At 74.0% G+C, this 16,428-nt stretch carries 11 protein-coding genes; 1 reads left to right on the top strand and 10 read right to left on the bottom strand.

Annotated features, from left to right (window positions below; genetic code table 11):
• Positions 1-26: 26 nt before the first annotated feature.
• Positions 27-431, bottom strand: a complete 405-nt coding sequence (locus tag OG349_RS24275; protein WP_327236608.1) for a globin — start codon at positions 429-431, stop codon at positions 27-29.
• Between the two features lie 180 nt (positions 432-611).
• Here OG349_RS24275 and OG349_RS24280 point away from each other — a divergent pair, with 180 nt between their 5' ends.
• Positions 612-1,664 (top strand): methyltransferase domain-containing protein, encoded by a 1,053-nt coding sequence (locus OG349_RS24280; RefSeq protein ID WP_327236609.1) that lies wholly within the window; start codon positions 612-614, stop codon positions 1,662-1,664.
• On the opposite strand, the gene OG349_RS24285 is transcribed toward OG349_RS24280, so the two are convergent.
• The 9 genes from OG349_RS24285 to OG349_RS24325 all read right to left on the bottom strand — a co-directional run bounded on the left by OG349_RS24285 (position 1,645) and on the right by OG349_RS24325 (position 16,423).
• Positions 1,645-2,868 (bottom strand): FHA domain-containing protein, encoded by a 1,224-nt coding sequence (locus OG349_RS24285; protein WP_327236610.1) that lies wholly within the window; start codon positions 2,866-2,868, stop codon positions 1,645-1,647. The genes OG349_RS24280 and OG349_RS24285 overlap by 20 nt on opposite strands.
• 92 nt (positions 2,869-2,960) lie before the next feature.
• Positions 2,961-4,319, bottom strand: a complete 1,359-nt coding sequence (locus OG349_RS24290) for a vWA domain-containing protein (RefSeq protein WP_327236611.1) — start codon at positions 4,317-4,319, stop codon at positions 2,961-2,963.
• A 47-nt stretch (positions 4,320-4,366) separates the two neighbouring features.
• Complete coding sequence (locus OG349_RS24295) at positions 4,367-5,851, bottom strand: PP2C family protein-serine/threonine phosphatase (RefSeq protein WP_442806414.1); 1,485 nt, start codon at positions 5,849-5,851, stop codon at positions 4,367-4,369.
• Positions 5,852-6,334: 483 nt separating this feature from the next.
• A complete protein-coding gene (locus OG349_RS24300; protein ID WP_327236613.1) occupies positions 6,335-9,745 on the bottom strand; it encodes a tetratricopeptide repeat protein in 3,411 nt (1,136 codons plus the stop codon).
• 97 nt (positions 9,746-9,842) lie between these two features.
• A complete protein-coding gene (locus OG349_RS24305) occupies positions 9,843-11,195 on the bottom strand; it encodes a hypothetical protein (protein ID WP_442806304.1) in 1,353 nt (450 codons plus the stop codon).
• Between the two features lie 122 nt (positions 11,196-11,317).
• Complete coding sequence (locus OG349_RS24310; RefSeq protein ID WP_327238701.1) at positions 11,318-12,286, bottom strand: glutamate ABC transporter substrate-binding protein; 969 nt, start codon at positions 12,284-12,286, stop codon at positions 11,318-11,320.
• A gap of 128 nt (positions 12,287-12,414) precedes the next feature.
• A complete protein-coding gene (locus OG349_RS24315; RefSeq protein WP_327236615.1) occupies positions 12,415-13,755 on the bottom strand; it encodes a hypothetical protein in 1,341 nt (446 codons plus the stop codon).
• Between the two features lie 389 nt (positions 13,756-14,144).
• A complete protein-coding gene (locus tag OG349_RS24320; RefSeq protein WP_327236616.1) occupies positions 14,145-15,161 on the bottom strand; it encodes an N-acetylglucosamine kinase in 1,017 nt (338 codons plus the stop codon).
• Positions 15,158-16,423: a 6-phospho-beta-glucosidase gene (locus OG349_RS24325; RefSeq protein WP_327236617.1), complete on the bottom strand. Its 1,266-nt coding sequence runs from the start codon at positions 16,421-16,423 to the stop codon at positions 15,158-15,160. The genes OG349_RS24320 and OG349_RS24325 overlap by 4 nt, the downstream gene beginning before the upstream one ends.
• Positions 16,424-16,428: the final 5 nt, after the last annotated feature.

Here is a 16,428-nt window from a genome sequence, read left to right on the forward strand (position 1 = left end):
TCAGGGCCGCAGCCCTCAGCGAGCCCTCAGCCCGCCGTGTTCACCATCGACGCCGCCGCGTACGTCAGGTAGTCCCAGAGCTGTTTCCTGTGCTCCTCGGACAGTCCCAGCTCGTCGACCGCCACCCGCATGTGCCGGAGCCACGCGTCGTGCGCGGCCTGGTTCACCGCGAAGGGGGCGTGCCGCATCCGCAGGCGGGGGTGGCCTCGGTGGTCGCTGTAGGTGCGGGGGCCGCCCCAGTACTGCATCAGGAACAGCGTGAAGCGCTCCTCGGCGGGGCCGAGGTCCTCCTCCGGGTACATCGCCCGCAGCTCGGGGTCCCCGGCGACCCCCTGGTAGAAGCGGTGGACCAGGCGCCGGAAGGTCTGCTCGCCGCCGACCTGCTCGTAGAAGGTCTGCTCCTGAAGCGTGCCGCGCGGAATCTCTTTCACCTGACCATCGTCTCAGACACGACCGCCTCCCTGCCTCGGTCCAGCGACCTAGGGCCTGCCGGACGTCGCGAGCCGGACACCACTTCGCGGACAGGCCCTGGGGCCCACCCCGTCCGGTGTGGACCGCCGTACGGACCCGGCCCGCTCGCTTCCTGGGCCCGTACCCAGGACAGTGGAGAGATGGGCGCACACCGGGACCAGGACGTGTACAGACCGGACGAAGCGGCGGCCGGCGAGGCGCGGGCCGCGCTCGTGCAGGAGATCAGCCTGTCGGGGGTGCTGGACGATCCGGCCTGGCGTACGGCGTTCGCGCAGGTCCCGCGCCATCTCTTCGTCCCGTACTACTTCGTCGGGAGGCCCGGCGGCTACGACAGGCTCTGGTACGGGGACCCCGACCCCCGGCGGCGGGAGCGCTGGCTGCGCGGGGCGTACGCGGACAGCGCGATCGCGACGCGGGTACGGGACGGCGAGCTGATCTCGTCCAGCAGCCAGCCCTCCCTCATGGCCCGGATGCTGGACGAGCTGGACGTACGGGACGGCAACCGCGTCCTGGAGATCGGCGCGGGCAGCGGATACAACGCGGCGCTCCTCTCCCACCGGCTCGGCGAGGAGAACGTCACCACCGTCGACCTGGACCCGGAGATCACGGAGTCGGCCCGCGCCCACCTCGCGACGGCCGGCTACCGGCCCGCCGTCGTCACCGGGGACGGGGTGCGCGGCTGCCCGGAGCGCGCGCCGTTCGACCGGATCATCGCGACCTGCACCCTCCCGTCGGTGCCGAGCGGCTGGCTGGCGCAGTGCGCGCCCGGGGCCAGGATCCTCGCCCCGCTCGCCACCGGACTGATCGTCCTGAAGGCCGGGGAGGCGGGGACAGCGGGCAGGCCGGATTTCGCGGAGGGGCGGTTCCTCCGGACCGCGGCCTTCTTCGTACCGCTGCGGGGCACGCCCAAGGGGGTGCCCATGGCGGCACGGCCCCTCGGCGGACTGCCGAAAGGCGTCACCGACAACGACCTCTTCCGCTTCCTGCTCGCGCTGACCGAGGGCAGCCTCGACCCGCACGAGGCGCTCTCCCTCTGGGAGCTGGAGGGGCGCCCGGCTCGGGAGCGGTACGGCGTCACGGTCGGCGGCGGCCGCCAATGGGCGTGGCTGGACGACCCCGCGGGGCCGTACGTATGGCCGCTCGAACCGACGGGACCGGCCGCCGCCGGGCTGCTCAGCCCCGGCGGACCGTGATCGTCGTCCAGGCGCCGACGTGCACCCGGTCGCCGTCCGACAGGGGGACGGGGACGTAGGGCTGGATCGGGTCCTCGGCGCCGTTGATCGTGGTGCCGTTCGTGGAGTTCTGGTCCACGACGGCCCAGGTGTCGTCCGGCTGGCGGACCAGGATCGCGTGCTGGTGCGAGACCCCGGGGTCCTCCGGCGGGACGGACAGGTCGATGTCGGGGGACTCGCCGGTGGAGTGCCGGCGGCGGCCGATGGTCAGCTGGTGCCCGCCGAGCGTGAGCCGCTGCTCGGGGGAGTACGCGGGCAGATTGAGGCCCGTCGCCTCGGGGCCGCTGCGCTGCATCATCGCCATGAAGTACTCACGGTCGGGCCCGACGACGGCCGTCCATCCGACGGGCGGACCGTACTGCGCGGCCGGCGGGCCGTGCTGCGGGGAGGGCGGACCGTGCTGCGGCAGCGGCGACTGGCCGGCCGAGGGCGGCGGGAGCATCCAGTCGTCCTCGGCGGTCCCGCGCGACTGCGGCGGCGCGGGCGGGGCCGAGGACTGCTGCTGGAAGACGGGCGGGAGCGGGGGGCCCTGGTGCTGGTACGGCGGCGGGGGCGGACCCTGCTGGTGCGATCCCTGCTGGTGAGGGCCGCCCTGGTGCGGACCCTGCGGGTGCGACCCCTGCTGCGGCGGCGCCTGCCGCTGGAAGGCCGAAGGCGGCGGGCCCAGCGGCGATCCCTGCTGCGGCGCGTGGGGAGCGCCCTGCTGGTGGCCCTGTTCGGCCGCGAGCGGCTCCGCGGGCCGGTTCAGCTGGGAGGGGCGTGAGCTCTGGTACTCGTACGGGTCCGGCGGCCTCGGCGGTCCCTGGGACGGGAAGCCCGGCGGCGGATTGACGCCGGGGACCGGCCCTGTGGGCCGGCTGACCGGACCGCCCTGCGGAGCCAGCGGGGTGTACGACGTGGCCGTGTTCGTGAGGAAGTTCCACCGGCACTCCTCGCAGAACGGAGCCATCGGCTCGCGCGGGGTGCGGCACTGCGGGCAGAGCTGGGCCTGCATGGTCGCGTCGGGTCCGGGGCCCGGGCCGGGGGCGGGCGGAAAGCCGTAGCCCGGCGGCGGGGGAGGAGGCTGGGGCACGGAGCCCGTGGGCGCCTGGCCTGTCATGCGATGGCCGCAGACCTCGCACCAGTCGTCGGATCCCGACTGGTGTCCGTTCGGGCATGTCGGCATATCGGCGCTTCCCCCTTCCTGTGCGGCCCGGAGGCCGGATTTCTCACCACTGGTTCCCGGGCGGTACCGCTCGGCGCCGCCCGGTCGCGCTCCTACTTCTTGACGCGAACCGTCTTGGTGGAGCGGGTTTCGAGGGTCATCTCGTCCGCTTCCGCGACTTTCGCCTTCAGTCGCACAGTACCGCTCGCTTCGTCGACGACGTCCACCACCTTCGAAAGCAGTTTCGCCGTATCCGCGTTCCCGGAGAAGGCGGCGAGCTGTACGGCGCGGCCCAGCTTCGCCGTCGCGCCGTCCAGATCGCCCATCTTCCGTGCGTCCAGGCCCTGTTGGATGACCTGGGCCAGCTCGGCCTGGCCGGTGTAGTGGGCGACTTGGGGGTTGATGGAGGTGGAGGCCTCCATGTCGTCCGTCCACACCGCCCGTACCAACCCCTGGGACAGCATCTCGGGGGAGCCGCCGTCCGGCGCCGGGATGATGAGGGAGACGCGGGCGGCCAGCATCTCCCTGCCTATGCCGGCCTCCGGGACCCGTACGCACACGTGGTAGTCGCGGGACTCGTCGCCCCACGAGCCGGTCGGGTAGTCGCCGGCCCGGGGCCCCGCTTCCGTACGCCGGTCCGTGAGCTGCTCGACCCGGGGCGCGACCTGCTTGACGAACGCGATCTCCACCCCGACCGGCGTCCAGAGGCGCAGCGACACGTCCGCGACCTCCTTGCCCATCGCGTTTGTCATCATCTGCGTGAAGTCCGCGGCCAGTCCGGCGGGGTCGGCGACGATGTCGGAGGTGCCGAGCAGTGCCGACGCGATGCCGGTGACCTCCTTCACCTCCCAGTCCGTCCCCACGCCCCTGGCGTCGCAGGTGAAGCGGCCGGCGCAGTCGTCCAGCGCGGACCTGAGGGCCTCGGACGACTCGTGTTCGTTCCGGCCGTCGGTGAGGAGGATGCCGTGGCGGATGGTGACCTCGGCGGAGTTCAGCAGCCGGTCGGCCAGCCGCAGCCAGGTGCTGATCGCCGTACCGCCGGCCGCGTTGAGCCGGCGCAGCGCGTGCTTCGCCTCTTCCCTGGTCCGCGCGTCGGCGACGGCCAGCCGGCCGTTGCCCGGGTAGACCTCCTTCGCCAGGTGCGTACCGGCGACCACCGCGAAGGCGACCCCGTCGCGCAGGGTGTCCACGGCGGCGGCCGTCGCGTCGCGCGCGTTGCGCATCTTCGCCGGCGGGTACTCCATCGACCCCGAACAGTCGACCATGATCACCACGGCTGCGTCGGGGCTGTTGCCGGGCACGGCCGAGGGGGTGGCCGAGGCGCCGAGCAGCGGGACCCGGCCCGAGGTGCCGCCGCCCGTGGAGGTGACGGTGACGATGGCGTTGACCTCGCGGCCGCCCTCGGGCAGGTACTCGTTCTGGTACACGTCGACCGAGAATTGCGGCACGTTCGACTTGGAGAAGTTGGCCATCGCGTTTCGCTCCTTGACGCTCCACAGACCGGAACAAGAGAAGGGGATCAGGGGAGGACGGGGGCCTTTTCGTACGCGGATCCTGCCCCTTGCCCAGGTACGGCGAACGGCACCAGGGCCACCGTTACGTTGTCGTGGCCCCCTCCGTCGAGCGCGTGCCCGACCAGGACCCGCGCGGCGTGCAGCGGGCGGGCCGCCGCGTCGGGCGGCAGGACCCTGGCCATGTCGTCGGCGCCCTCGGCGTAGTTCCACAGCCCGTCCGTGCAGACCACCACGACGCCGGGGCGGTCCGGTTTGAACGACGCGGTGTGCGGCTCCAGTTCGTACGCGTCGGCGCCGAGCCATCCCGTGATGGCGTGGGCGCGTTCGTCCGCGTACGCCTCCGCCTCGTTCATCAGGCCCGCCGCGACCATCTGCGCGGCCCACGAGTCGTCCTCGGTGAGGCGGGCCGGGGGGCCGCCGCGGTCGTCGGGGACCCAGTACGCCCTGCTGTCGCCGATCCAGCCGACGACCAGCAGTCCGCTCGCGACAACGGCGCCGACGATGGTGCAGGCGGGGGCGTTCTGGTGGCGGTGCGGCTCGTGCTCCGACGCCCTGCCGGGCTCCGGGGCCAGCGCGTTGACCGCTTCGGCGGCGGCGACGATCGCCTCGTGCATCGCCTGCTGCGGGTGCGTGCCGCGCGGCAGGGCGGTCAGCAACGACTCGTTGGCGGAGGCCGCGGCGGCGGCCGAGGCCTCGTCGGGGCGGGTCGCGGAGGACACGCCGTCGCAGACGATCGCCACGACGGCGGGGGAGGCGTCGGGGAGGGCCGCGGCGGACACGGCGAACGCGTCCTCGTTGCGGTGGTGGCGCAGGCCGCGGTCGCTGACCGCTGCCACCGTGCCCAACTCCTGCTCCATGTGGTCGCGTTCGCGCGGCTGGGCGTGGCCGCAGTTCTCGCAGTAGCCGTCGAGGTCCACGCGGCCGGCCCGGCAGGCGACACAGAGCTTCGCGCCGGGCGCGGGGGACGCGGTACGGGGGTCTCCTGCGGGGCTCCCGGCGGGGGTGGCGCTCGTGCCGACCGTGCCGTCCGTGCCGTCCGCGCCGTTCCCGCCGGGAGCGTCGGACCGTACGGGCGGGTGGGGCGCGGGCAGCTCGAAGTCACCCGCGTGCGGGGCCGTGCCGACCGTGCCGGCGGCCGGGGGTGGCAGCGGCGCACCGTTTCCCTGCAGGGGCGGGGCCTGCGCGGCGGCTGTGGGCGGTGCGGCCTGCGGGGGGCCCGCGATGGGTGGGGGTGGGCCGGCCGATGCGTGCGGAGCGGGCGGCCCGGGTGGTGTGGGTGGTACGGGCGGGTGCGCGGCGGCCGGGTGTTGGGCGGGCTGCGGGGGTACGGGCGGCGTGGCCGACGGACCGTTCGTGCGCGACGCGGGTGGTGCGGCTTGCGGGGGGCTCGCGAGCGGTGCGGGCGATGTGTACGGAGCGGGCGGTACGGGCGCGTGGGCGGCGTCGGGGTGATGGGCTGGCTGCGGGGGTACGGGCGGGTCGGCGGCCACGGACGGGTCCGGCCGCCGGGGTCCGGCCGGGGGCGTGGGCGGGTGGACCGACAGGGGGGAGCCGGACGAGTCCAGGCCCGGCAGCTCGCTGGGCACATGGACGGGCGCGGGCACGTTCGAGCTGTCCGTCTCGGCGGCGGGCGGCCATGCGACGGGACCGGCGGCGGCGGGGGTGCCGCCTACGGGACCGCTGCCGGCGGGCGAGCTGCCTACGGGACCGTGGGTAGGTGTGCCGCCCACGGGAGCGGGGCCGGCGGGCGCGCTCCTGACGGAACCACCGCCGGCAGGCATGCCGCCTACGGGACCGGTGCCGATCGGGCCGCCGGTCAGGGCGACCGTCGGGCGGTCACCGCCGCTCGTGCCCGTGGCCACGGCCGACAGGTCGTACCCGCACGCCCCGCAGAACAGGTCGGCGGGCTCCAGCGGATCCCCGCAGCCGGGGCAGGTCGGGCCATCGGTCGACCGGTGCATCTGCGCCATCACTCACACCCACGTCCGGGGGCGGAAACGGTTGGCCCGCTCCACCAGTTCGATCCTCTCCTCGCCGCGCTGAGCGAGCCGGGCGAGTACCCGGTACGAGCGTTCCAGCCCGAAACGCAGGCCGCGCTCGTCCAGCGCGCTGCCGAGCAGCACGGCCGGGCCGGGGCGGCCCCCGGGACTACCGGAGAGTACCCAGTCCAGAGCCGTGCCCAGTACCTCCGTCGACAACTGTTCACGCCGCACCGCGTCCAGGCCGAACTGCTGGAGCTCGGAAACCTGCCGCGCCGCCGCCGACAGGTCGTCGATCAGCGCCGGTTCCGTGCCCGGGGTCCGGGCCGCTTCCCGGGCCGGTACGGCCACGTCACGCTCGCGCAGCCTGGCCCGTACGGCCGCGACACGCGCCGCCGTGTAGTGGATCGACGCCTCGGGCACGGACTCCAGGGTCCGTACGGCCGAGGCCCGGTCACCGGCGGCCAACTGCACCCTGGCCAGGCCGAACGCGGCGCTGACGTAACTCGGGTCGGTCATCCAGACCAGGCGGTAGTACTCGGCGGCGTTGTCGAGCTGGCCGAGCACCTCGGCGCAGACCCCCAGCGCGAGCTTGGGCGCGGGCTCGCCGGGGAACGCGTCGTAGATGGCGTCGTACGCCAGCGCCGCGCTCTCGTGATCGCCGGTGGCCAGGGCGAACAGGCCCCGGTACCAGACGACCCGCCAGTCGTCGGGGTGCTCCGCCTCCAGCGCGCGCAGCGCCTCACCGGCGGGGACCAGGTCGTTCATCTCCAGCCGGGCCCGCAGCTCGCGCAGCCGGCGCTCCACGGTGTCGGCCGGGGCCGACGCCAGCGCGGAAATGAGTTCGGCGGGGGCGGCGGCCATCAGGCTCGCCAGGAACCCCGCGTTCGGGTCGTTCGGGTCGACCCGGGGGACGGGCAGCGCGAGCGCGGTCGCGGGCGCGTCCATGGCCACGAGCCGCGGCCCCCGCCCCCCGCCGCCCACGGGCGCCAGGCTCTGCCCCTGCCCGAGGGCCGGAACGTACGCGGCGTGGCCCCGCCCGGCCGGCGGAACGGAACCCGGACCCTGTCCCGAAACGTCCGGAGACGCCGAACCGAGGCTTTGGCCGTGGCTGTTGGCCGGGCCCGGCCCGTAGCCCTGGCCCGCGCCCGGAACCGGCAGGGCTGAGCTGTGGCTCTGGCCCTGGGCCGAGCCGTGGCCCGCGCCGGGCGCCGGGCCGGCGGGCGGGGCGGAAGCCGGACCCGGGCCGAAGGCCGGGGTCCGGCCCCCGGCGGGAGCCGGCAGAGGTGAGCCGTGGTTCTGGCCCTGGGCCGAGCCGTGGCCCGTACCGGGGGCCTGTCCGGTGGGCGGGGTGGCAGCCGGGCCCGGGCCGTAGGCCTGGGCGCCCTGGCCCGGGGGCGAGCCGTGGCTCGCACCTGGGGTCTGCCCGGTCCGCGGGGCGGCAGCCGGGCCCGGGCCGTAGGCCTGGGTCCGGCCCCCGCCGGGAGCCGGCAGGGGGGAGCCGTGGCCCAGGCCCGGGGCCGAACCGTGGCCCGTACCGGGCGCCTGCCCCGCGCGTGGAGCGGAGGCCGGGCCCGGGCCGTAGGCCGGGGCCTGGGCGCCGAGCGGCAGGGGCGACGGGGTCTCGCCCTGGGGCGGGATCGGGAGGGCCGAGCCGTGGCCCTGGCCCGGGCCGTACGCCGGGAGTTGGCCCGGGAGGGGACCTGGGGTGGAGGCGTACATGGAGGCCTGGACCTGTCCCTGGGGTTGGGCAGGCGCCTGGCCGGGGATCTGGGGGCGACCCTGCGCGGAGGCGTACTCCGGGGACCGGACCTCGCCGGGGAGCTGTGCCTGTGCCGCGAGGTCCGGGGTACCCGGCACCGTTCCCGGCGCCGCCGACGGCCGCGCCCCCCGGCCCTTCCGGCGGGCCGTCCGCGCGCCCAGGCGGGACACGTCCTCCGTCGGCTGTGCGAACAGCTCCGTGTCCGTGACCCGTACCTCCGTACCGAACAGCGTCGACAGTGCCGGGCGCGGGCGCCCCGTCTGGAGGGCCACGACCTCCCGCAGCACCCCCGTCAGCTGTTCCGCCATCTCCAGCGCCGAGGAGAACCGCCGCGCCGGGTCCGGGTCCGTCGCCCGCACCAGCAGGCGGTAGAACGACTCGTACGTACGGAAGACCTCAATGGTGCCCGGGTCCGGGAGGGAGTCCACGAACACGTTCGTGTAGCCGTGGAAGTCGAAGGTCATCACCGCGAGCGTGCGCGCCACCGTGTACAGGTCCGAGGCCACCGACGGACCCGTCTCCGCGACCTCCGGCGCCTGGTACCCGACGGTGCCGTAGATCGCCGACTCGTCGTCGTCCACCCGGCGGACCGCGCCCATGTCGATCAGCTTGAGCTGGTTCTCCGTCTGGATCGCGTTGTCGACCTTGAAGTCGCAGTACAGCAGGTTCCTGCTGTGCAGGTGACCCAGCGCCTCCAGCGCCTCGATGCCGTACGCGCACGCCTGCTCCACCGGCAGCGGATCGCGCTGACCGGTGGCCGTCCGCCGCTCGTTGGCGATCTCCTTGAGCGACTTCCCGCCCACGTACTCCATGACGATGTAGCCGTCCATGGAGCCGGTCCGCTGGTCGAGGTGCTCCACGAAGTTGTAGATGCGGACGATGTTCGAGTGCTCGATCTCGGCGAGGAAGCGCCGCTCGGAGATCGCCGCCTCCATCGCGTCCTGGTCGCCCGTGTCCAGCAGGCCCTTGAGGACGACCCAGCGGTCCGAGACGGCCCGGTCGATCGCCAGGTAGACCCACCCCAGACCGCCGTGCGCCAGGCAGCCCTTGACCTCGTACTGCCCGTGCACCACATCGCCCCGGGTCAGCTTCGGCACGAACGAGTACGGGTGGCCGCACTTCGTGCAGAACCCTTCCGTACGGCCCGGCCGGTCACCCCGCGAACGCCCCACCGGCGCACCGCAGTCGGAACGCGAGCAGAACCGCTTGCGCTCCGGCACCTCCGCGTTCTCCATCACCGCGGCCTGCGGATCCGGACGCGGCACGTCCGGTACGGAGACCAGCCCGGCGCCCAGCCTGCCGCGCCCCGAGGTCGTGGAGGACGCACCGGAGCTGCGGACCGACACCGACCGGCCGGTCGCCGCCGTGCCCGACTGCGCCAGGGAGAGCCGGCCGGACACCGAGCGGCGGGAGGTGGCGGAGCGCGAGGAGGCCCGGGAGGAGGCGCGCGACGACGAACTGCCGCGCGCGGAGCGCCCGCTGGCCCGGCCGCCGCCCGTGACGCCCGTGGCCGGCGAGGACAGCTCGCCGCGCGCGCCCACCACCGGGGCGAGACCGCAGGTGTCGCAGTACAGCTCACCGCCGCCCATGTCCTCGTACGAGCCCTCGCACCCGGGGCGCTGGCATGTGCCCGTCCCGCTCATCGGTCCCCTCCTGTCCGTGTCCCTGACGGTGGATCTGTCGGTTGTACGGCCGGCCGCACCCGCCCCGCTGCCGCTGCCGTCGCCGTGGTGGTGCCGCTCACGGCCGCCCCCCGCCGTCCGCCGGGCCCGGGGCGCGCGGGACCAGGAGGTCCGCCGCCGCCTGCTGGTACCGCAGGACGGCCTGCTCGGCGACCCGCAGGTCGCACGGCGCGCTCCACAGCATCCGGCGGGCCGCGTCGTACCGCTCGATCAGCACCGGGTCCTCCGCCATGCCGTGCCGGGCGACCTTGGCCTTGTAGGCGTCGAGCCGGCCGCGCAGCTCCGCGCGGACCGCGAGCGGCTGCGTGACGGCGGTCAGCGACTCGCGGGCCCGCAGCAGTTCGTCCTCGGCCTCGCGCTCCAGCGACTCCAGCAGCGGCGAGAGCCGGTGCCACTGGGCGTGCCTGCGGTACTCGGCGGCGGTCGACAGCCGTTCGTGGAGGACGATCGGCGGCCCGCTGACGGCGGGCACCTCCGACGCGGCGATCTTCGCGAGCACCTCGCCCCGGGCGGCGCGGGCCTCGGTGAGCGTGCGGTCCGCGCGGGACACGACGTCCCGCAGCCGCATCAGCCGCTCCTCCGAGTCCTGGCGCACCGCCAGGACCGCCTCTATCTCGCGCCGTACGTCCTCCAGCGCGCGGGCCGCCCGGTCGTACCGCTCCGTGTCCGGCCGGCCGCCGCCGGGGGCCGAACTCCCCGGCGCGGGCCGCCAGAAGCCCAGGGGGTCGGACACCACCTGGGCGCGCAGGGCGGTCAGTTCGTGCGTGATCGACTCCAGGTCGTCCCCGGCCGGGTGTTCCCCGGGCCGTACGCCCACCGAGTGCGCGAGCGACAGTGTCCGCCGCAGCTCGGTGGAGAGCAGGTCGATCCGGGCGGGCAGCGCGGACCACACCGAGTCGGCGGCCACGACCATGTCGAGAGCGCGCGCGTACAGCTCGTTCATCCGGGAGACCAGCTCCGCGAGCGTGAAGCGCTCGGAGAGCTGGGCGGGTCCCGTGATCGAGGACGGCGGCTGGTGTTCCGCCGACCCGGCGAGGGCGGCCGCGCCCGAGAGCGTGACGCTGCTGCCGCGCAGCGTCTCGGTCAGCTCCACCAGGTCGTCGCGGTTCGGCCAGCGGCGCCTGGCGCGGGTGTCACGGGCACCGCTCAGAGCCGCGCTGTAGGCGTCGAAGTACGTCCACAGCAGGGTGATCGACTGCTCGGTCGCCGCCCAGCGGTCCTTCGTGACGCCGGTGAGCGCGGCCCCTTCGAGGAGTCTGCGGCCCGCGTGGTCCTGGAGGGCGAGGAGGGAGGTCTCGATGGCTTCGTGCTCGGCTTCGAGGCGCGCCAGCGCGCGGTCGGCCTCGTCCCGGTCCATCACCGGTCCGGATGGCACTCCCCTGGAGTCGGGGATGGAGCCCGCGCCGCCCATCGATCACCTCTCCGCTCGTTCGTGTCCTGCCGGAACTCCGTGTCGGAACAACGCACATCCTGGGGAACAACGCCCGTCCTCGGGGGACGAGGCACATCCCGGGGCCCGCCCGAGCGGCCCGCCTACCCGTTCTTGTACTTGGCGGGAGGCGGCGCGGTGATCCCCGGCAGCCCCGCCGCCAGCCACTTCCGGTACGAGGTCATCCAGGGGCTGTTGTCCCCACCGGCGCGATACCCCACCAGCACCTCGTTCACCCGGCGGACCAGGTCGTCGTTCCCGAGCTTGGCCGCGACGCCGTAGTACTCCGTGGTGAACGGCTTGCCCGTGAGTTCGACCGTCGGGTCCTGCGCGGCCTGGCCCGCCGCGAGCGCGTTGTCCGTCACCACCGCGTCCACCTCGCCCAACTGGAGCCGGACCAGGCAGTCGAGCTGGTTGGGGACCGTCAACAGGTCCTCGTCACCGGGCTTCCCGTCGTTCTTGTCCTGGTAGATCGCACCGAAGGACTCCTCCTTCATCGCTTCGTACGCCGTCGAGCCCTCCGCCGTGCAGACCCGCTTCCCGGCCAGCGACGTGTCGCGCCCGGTGATCGTCGAGCCCTTGGGGGCGAGCACCTGCTGGCCCGCCTGGAAGTAGGCGGTGGAGAAGGCGACCTGCTTGATCCGGGCGCAGTTGATCGTCATCGTCCTGACGACCAGGTCCACCGTGCCCTTCTCCAGCGCCGGCACCCGCTGGTTGGTGGGGATCGCGAGGAAGATGATCGCGTCCGGGCTGCCCAGGATGTCGTTGGCGATCGCCCGCGCGAGATCGATGTCGAAGCCCTGGATCTTGTTCGACTCAGGGTCGCGGTACCCCCAGCGGTAGCTGTTCTGGTCGACGCCCACGACCAGTTTCTTCCGGGCCTTGATCCGCTCGATCGCCGGGCCGTCGGCGGTGGAGGGCGGCAGGCTGGCTTCCGGCTCCGAGCAGTCCTCGGCGGCGGCGGACGCGGAGGTGACCACGCGCTGGGCCGCCCGGTCCGGACCCTTCTCCGACGTGCTGTGGGCGAGCGGCAGCAGGGTGAGCGACGCCGTCACCACACAGGCCGCGGCCATGGCGGTGACACCGCCCCAGCCACGGAGCCTGCCCGGGCGACGGAGCCTGCCGGCGCCGCGAGGGCCGCCGGACGGGCGCGGCCCGCCGGACCGGCGGAGCCTGTCCATGGAAGTCATCCCTCCGCCTCTCACCGGTACTCCGAAAGCCTGCGGCCTATGCCCAGGATCGCGGCCACCGCGCCGAGCAGGGCCAGGACCCCGGCCCCGACGGCCAGTCCCGTCAGCGCGCTCCTGCCGTCCGTGGCGGAGGCGTCGAACTCCACCTGTTCGTGCGCGATCGCCTTCTCCAGGGCCGCGTCCACCTGGTCGAAGCACTCACCGGTGGATCCCTCGGTGCCGATCACCCGCTCCAGCGCGAGCTCGTAGTCACCGGCCTTGTCCGTGGCGCTGGCCGACCTGTGGCGCTTCTGCCACTCGTCGGCGGAGGCGATGGCGGCGGCCACCGGCGCGACGCCCGAGCCGTCGTCGGCCAGGCCCTTCGCCCGGTCGAGCGCGGTGGTGAGCCTCGCCATGCCCGACGTGTAGTCCGTCTCGTACTTGTCGTCGCCGTCCGCCGTGAGAACCGCGCCCCGTGCCACCAGCGTGAGGTTCTCGTTCGCCCGGGCCTTGAGCGAGTTGATCCGCGCGTCGTTCAGGACCGCGAGCGACTCCTGCCCGTGCACCTGGGCGTTGTTCAACTCGGTCCGCGCGACCGTGTGTCCCACGGCCAGCCAGAGCAGGATGGCGGTGGACGCGGCGGTCGCCGCGAGCAGGCCGTGGTTAACCAGCCGGTTCGTACGACGGTAGTTGCGCCGCTGCGCCCAGAACAGCACGGCGAAGGCGAGCACGCCCAGCGCGAGGGAGACGAACGGCCACACCCGCGCGTCGTTGTTGTCCCGGTCGAGCCTGGCCGTCTCCTCCGCGTACAGCTTCTCGGCGGCCGGCAGCAGGTCGCTCGTCATCTGCTGGTTCGCGTACCGCAGATAGGCGCCGCCCAGCGGCAGCCCCTGACGGTTGTTCGCCCGGGCGCGCTCTATCAGACCCGTGTACCGGGGGAGGGCCTCGTTGAGTGTCGCTATCTGCCGGGCCGCGTCGCCGCCGCCCGAACCGCCCGTGTTGGCGGCGGCCTTGACCAGCAGCCGGGACGCCGTCTCTATGTCCTTCTGATACCGCGCCAGATCCTCGGGCCGCTCCTGCGCGCCCGCCAGGAAGCCCGTCGCCGCGGCCGTGTCCGCGTCGGCCAGCGAGCGGTATATGTTCGCCGCGTCCGCGCTCAGCGGCTGACTGCGGGTCACCACGTCGTCGGCGGCGGCGAAGCGGTCGGAGACCTCCCAGGCCGTCACCGCGCCGAAGGCCACGACCAGCAGGGCCAGCGCGGCCCCGATGATCCGCAGCCGCCCGGGCTCCGTCGTCGCGGAAGCGCGCAGGCGCTCCACGGTCTCGGCCCACGCGCCGTGCGCTGCGGGCGACGGAGACGCTGGGTATGTCACGTGACCTCCCCCTGGGTCGATCGGCCGGCGGTGGCTCACCCCCTCGCGAGCCCGGGAACCCCTCCCGACCAGCAGTATGGCCGCAGGGACGGACATTGGCAGCAGCCTTGACGCGATCTTGTACGGATCGCGCCGGGCCGGTGTGCGCCCGCGTCTGTCCGGCTTCCCACCATGAATACGCCGCGCATGCTTGATCGGTTCCCGTTCCGGGGCGTTCGTGGGTGTTCGTGGCGATCATCCGCCATGTCCCCGGAGGGCGCGGCGAGGGACCCGTACCAAGTGCGACAGCCCCGTACGACGACAGGACCCGTACAACGACCGCTCCCTACAACGACGCTGCCGCCGCCGGGAGAACCCCGGCGGCGGCAGCGCCTACCCGAGACAACACGTCACACGAAGTGCTCACCCAGCCGCACATGCGCCTCCGCGCTCGCCCCCACCCGGTCAAGACCCAGCAGCGCGGCCCCCAGCACCGGCGGCGCCGTGACCACCTCCACGTACGCCTTCGGCGCCTTCGCCGCCAGCCGCTCCGCGATCCCGTCGTCCAGCTGCGGATGACGCGCCGCCAGCACACTGCCGCCGAGGAGCACCGGCGCCTCCTCGCCCAGCAGGTCCAGCTTGCCGAGCGCGACCGTGGACAGCGCCACGACCTCCTCCGCCAGCCGGTCCACCAGCGACCGGGCGACCGGGTCGCCCGCCGCGCTCGTCGCGAACAGCACCGGCGCCAGCTCGTGCCGCCGCGCGTAGGGGATGTGCCCCCGGTGCAGCGCCTCGATCAGGTCGTACATCGTCGCCAGGCCGAAGTGCCCCGGCAGGGTCCGTACCAGCTCCGTCGGCTCGCCCCGGCCGTCCTCGGCCCGGGCGCCGTAGTACATCGCCTCTTCCGCGAGCCCCGAACCGCCGCCCCAGTCACCGGAGATGCGCCCGAGCGCGGGGAACCGCGCCGTCCGCCCGTCCGGCAGCATGCCGACGCAGTTGATGCCCGCGCCGCACACGACGGCCACACCCCGCGGCTCCGCGCCGCTCGGCAGGCCGGCCCGCAGTATCGCGAAGGTGTCGTTGCGCACGTCGGTCGTACGCCCCCACCCCCGCGCCTGCACCGCCTCCGCCAGCTCCCGCTCCTCGACGGGCAGGTCGGCGTTGGCCAGACACGCCGACACATGGTCGGCGAAGTCCAGCCCCGGCAGCCCCGCCGCCGACGCGGCCTCGGCGATCGCCACCGCCAGGATGTCGATCGCCGCCTCGATCCCGACGACCGGCGGCTGGAAGCCGCCCCCGCGGGCCGTGCCCAGCACCGAACCGTCGGCGCCGATCACGGCCACATCGGTCTTGCTGTTCCCGGCGTCGACGGCGAGGACGCTGCCGCGCCCCGCCGCCGGGCCGGCCGTGCCCGTCCCCGTGCTCATGCCCACGCGAGGTGCTCCCGGTTGTGCGCGATCAGCTGGTCGGTGAGCGCCTCGGCGTACTCGTACTGCCCGATCAGCGGATGCGACAGCAGCGCCTTGAAGACGCGCTCGCGCCCGCCGTGCAGCGCCGCCTGGAGGGCGAGATCCTCGTACGCCGTGACGTTCGCGATCAGCCCCGAGTACAGCGGGTCCAGCTTCGGCACCGCGAGCGGCACCGCGCCGGACGTGCCGACCTCCGCCTGGACCTCGATGACCGCGTTGTCGGGCAGGAACGGCAGCGTGCCGTTGTTGTACGTGTTCACCACCTGCACCGGACTGCCGCCGCCCCGCAGCAGCGACGCCGCCAGGTCCACCGCGGCCTCCGAGTAGAAGGCGCCCCCGCGCTTGGCGAGCAGCGCGGGCTTCTCGTCCAGGGACGGGTCGCCGTACATCTCCAGCAGCTGCTTCTCCATCGCCGCCACCTCGGAGGCGCGCGACGGCTTCGTCCGCAACTCCCGTACGACGGCGTCGTGCTGGTAGTAGTACCGCAGGTAGTACGAGGGGACGACGCCGAGCCGCTCGACGATCTCGCGCGGCATGTGCAGGTCCTCCGCCACCGCCGTCGCGTGCTCGGACAGCAGCTTGGGCAGCAGGTTCTCGCCCTCGGGGCCGCCCAGGCGCACCCCCAGCTCCCACGTCAGGTGGTTGAGCCCCACGTGGTCCAGGTACACCTCGGACGGCGCGACCTCCAGCAGCGCGGCGAACTTGCGCTGGAAGCCGATCGCCACGTTGCACAGCCCGACGGCCTTGTGCCCGGCCTCCAGCAGCGCGCGCGTCACGATCCCCACCGGGTTGGTGAAGTCGATGATCCACGCGTCGGGGTTGGTACGGCGCACCCGCTCGGCGATGTCGAGCACCACCGGCACCGTGCGCAGCGCCTTGGCGAGCCCCCCGGCGCCCGTCGTCTCCTGTCCGACGCAGCCGCACTCCAGCGGCCACGTCTCGTCCTGGTTCCGCGCGGCCTGTCCGCCGACCCGCAGCTGGAGCAGGACGGCGTCGGCGCCCTCGACCCCCGCGTCCAGGTCGGACGTGGTGGTGACGCGCCCGGGGTGGCCGAGCTTGGCGAAGATGCGCCGGGCCAGGCCCCCGACCAGTCCGAGCCGGTCGGCCGACGGGTCGATCAGTACGAGTTCCTCGATCGGCAGGGTGTCCCTCAGCCGTGCGAATCCGTCGATGAGTTCGGGTGTGTAGGTCGATCCTCCGCCTACCACTGCGAGCTTCATGGTTC

The sequence above is a fragment of the Streptomyces sp. NBC_01317 genome (assembly GCF_035961655.1).
GTDB lineage: Bacteria > Actinomycetota > Actinomycetes > Streptomycetales > Streptomycetaceae > Streptomyces.

Bases quoted from the DNA above. Each gene is read 5' to 3' on its own strand.
- OG349_RS24280 (WP_327236609.1), top strand. From the start codon at position 612: ATGGGCGCACACCGGGACCAGGACGTGTACAGACCGGACGAAGCGGCG.
- OG349_RS24285 (WP_327236610.1), bottom strand. From the start codon at position 2,868: ATGCCGACATGCCCGAACGGACACCAGTCGGGATCCGACGACTGGTGC.
- OG349_RS24290 (WP_327236611.1), bottom strand. From the start codon at position 4,319: ATGGCCAACTTCTCCAAGTCGAACGTGCCGCAATTCTCGGTCGACGTG.
- OG349_RS24300 (WP_327236613.1), bottom strand. From the start codon at position 9,745: ATGAGCGGGACGGGCACATGCCAGCGCCCCGGGTGCGAGGGCTCGTAC.
- OG349_RS24305 (WP_442806304.1), bottom strand. From the start codon at position 11,195: ATGGGCGGCGCGGGCTCCATCCCCGACTCCAGGGGAGTGCCATCCGGA.
- OG349_RS24310 (WP_327238701.1), bottom strand. From the start codon at position 12,286: ATGGCCGCGGCCTGTGTGGTGACGGCGTCGCTCACCCTGCTGCCGCTC.
- OG349_RS24320 (WP_327236616.1), bottom strand. From the start codon at position 15,161: ATGAGCACGGGGACGGGCACGGCCGGCCCGGCGGCGGGGCGCGGCAGC.
- OG349_RS24325 (WP_327236617.1), bottom strand. From the start codon at position 16,423: ATGAAGCTCGCAGTGGTAGGCGGAGGATCGACCTACACACCCGAACTC.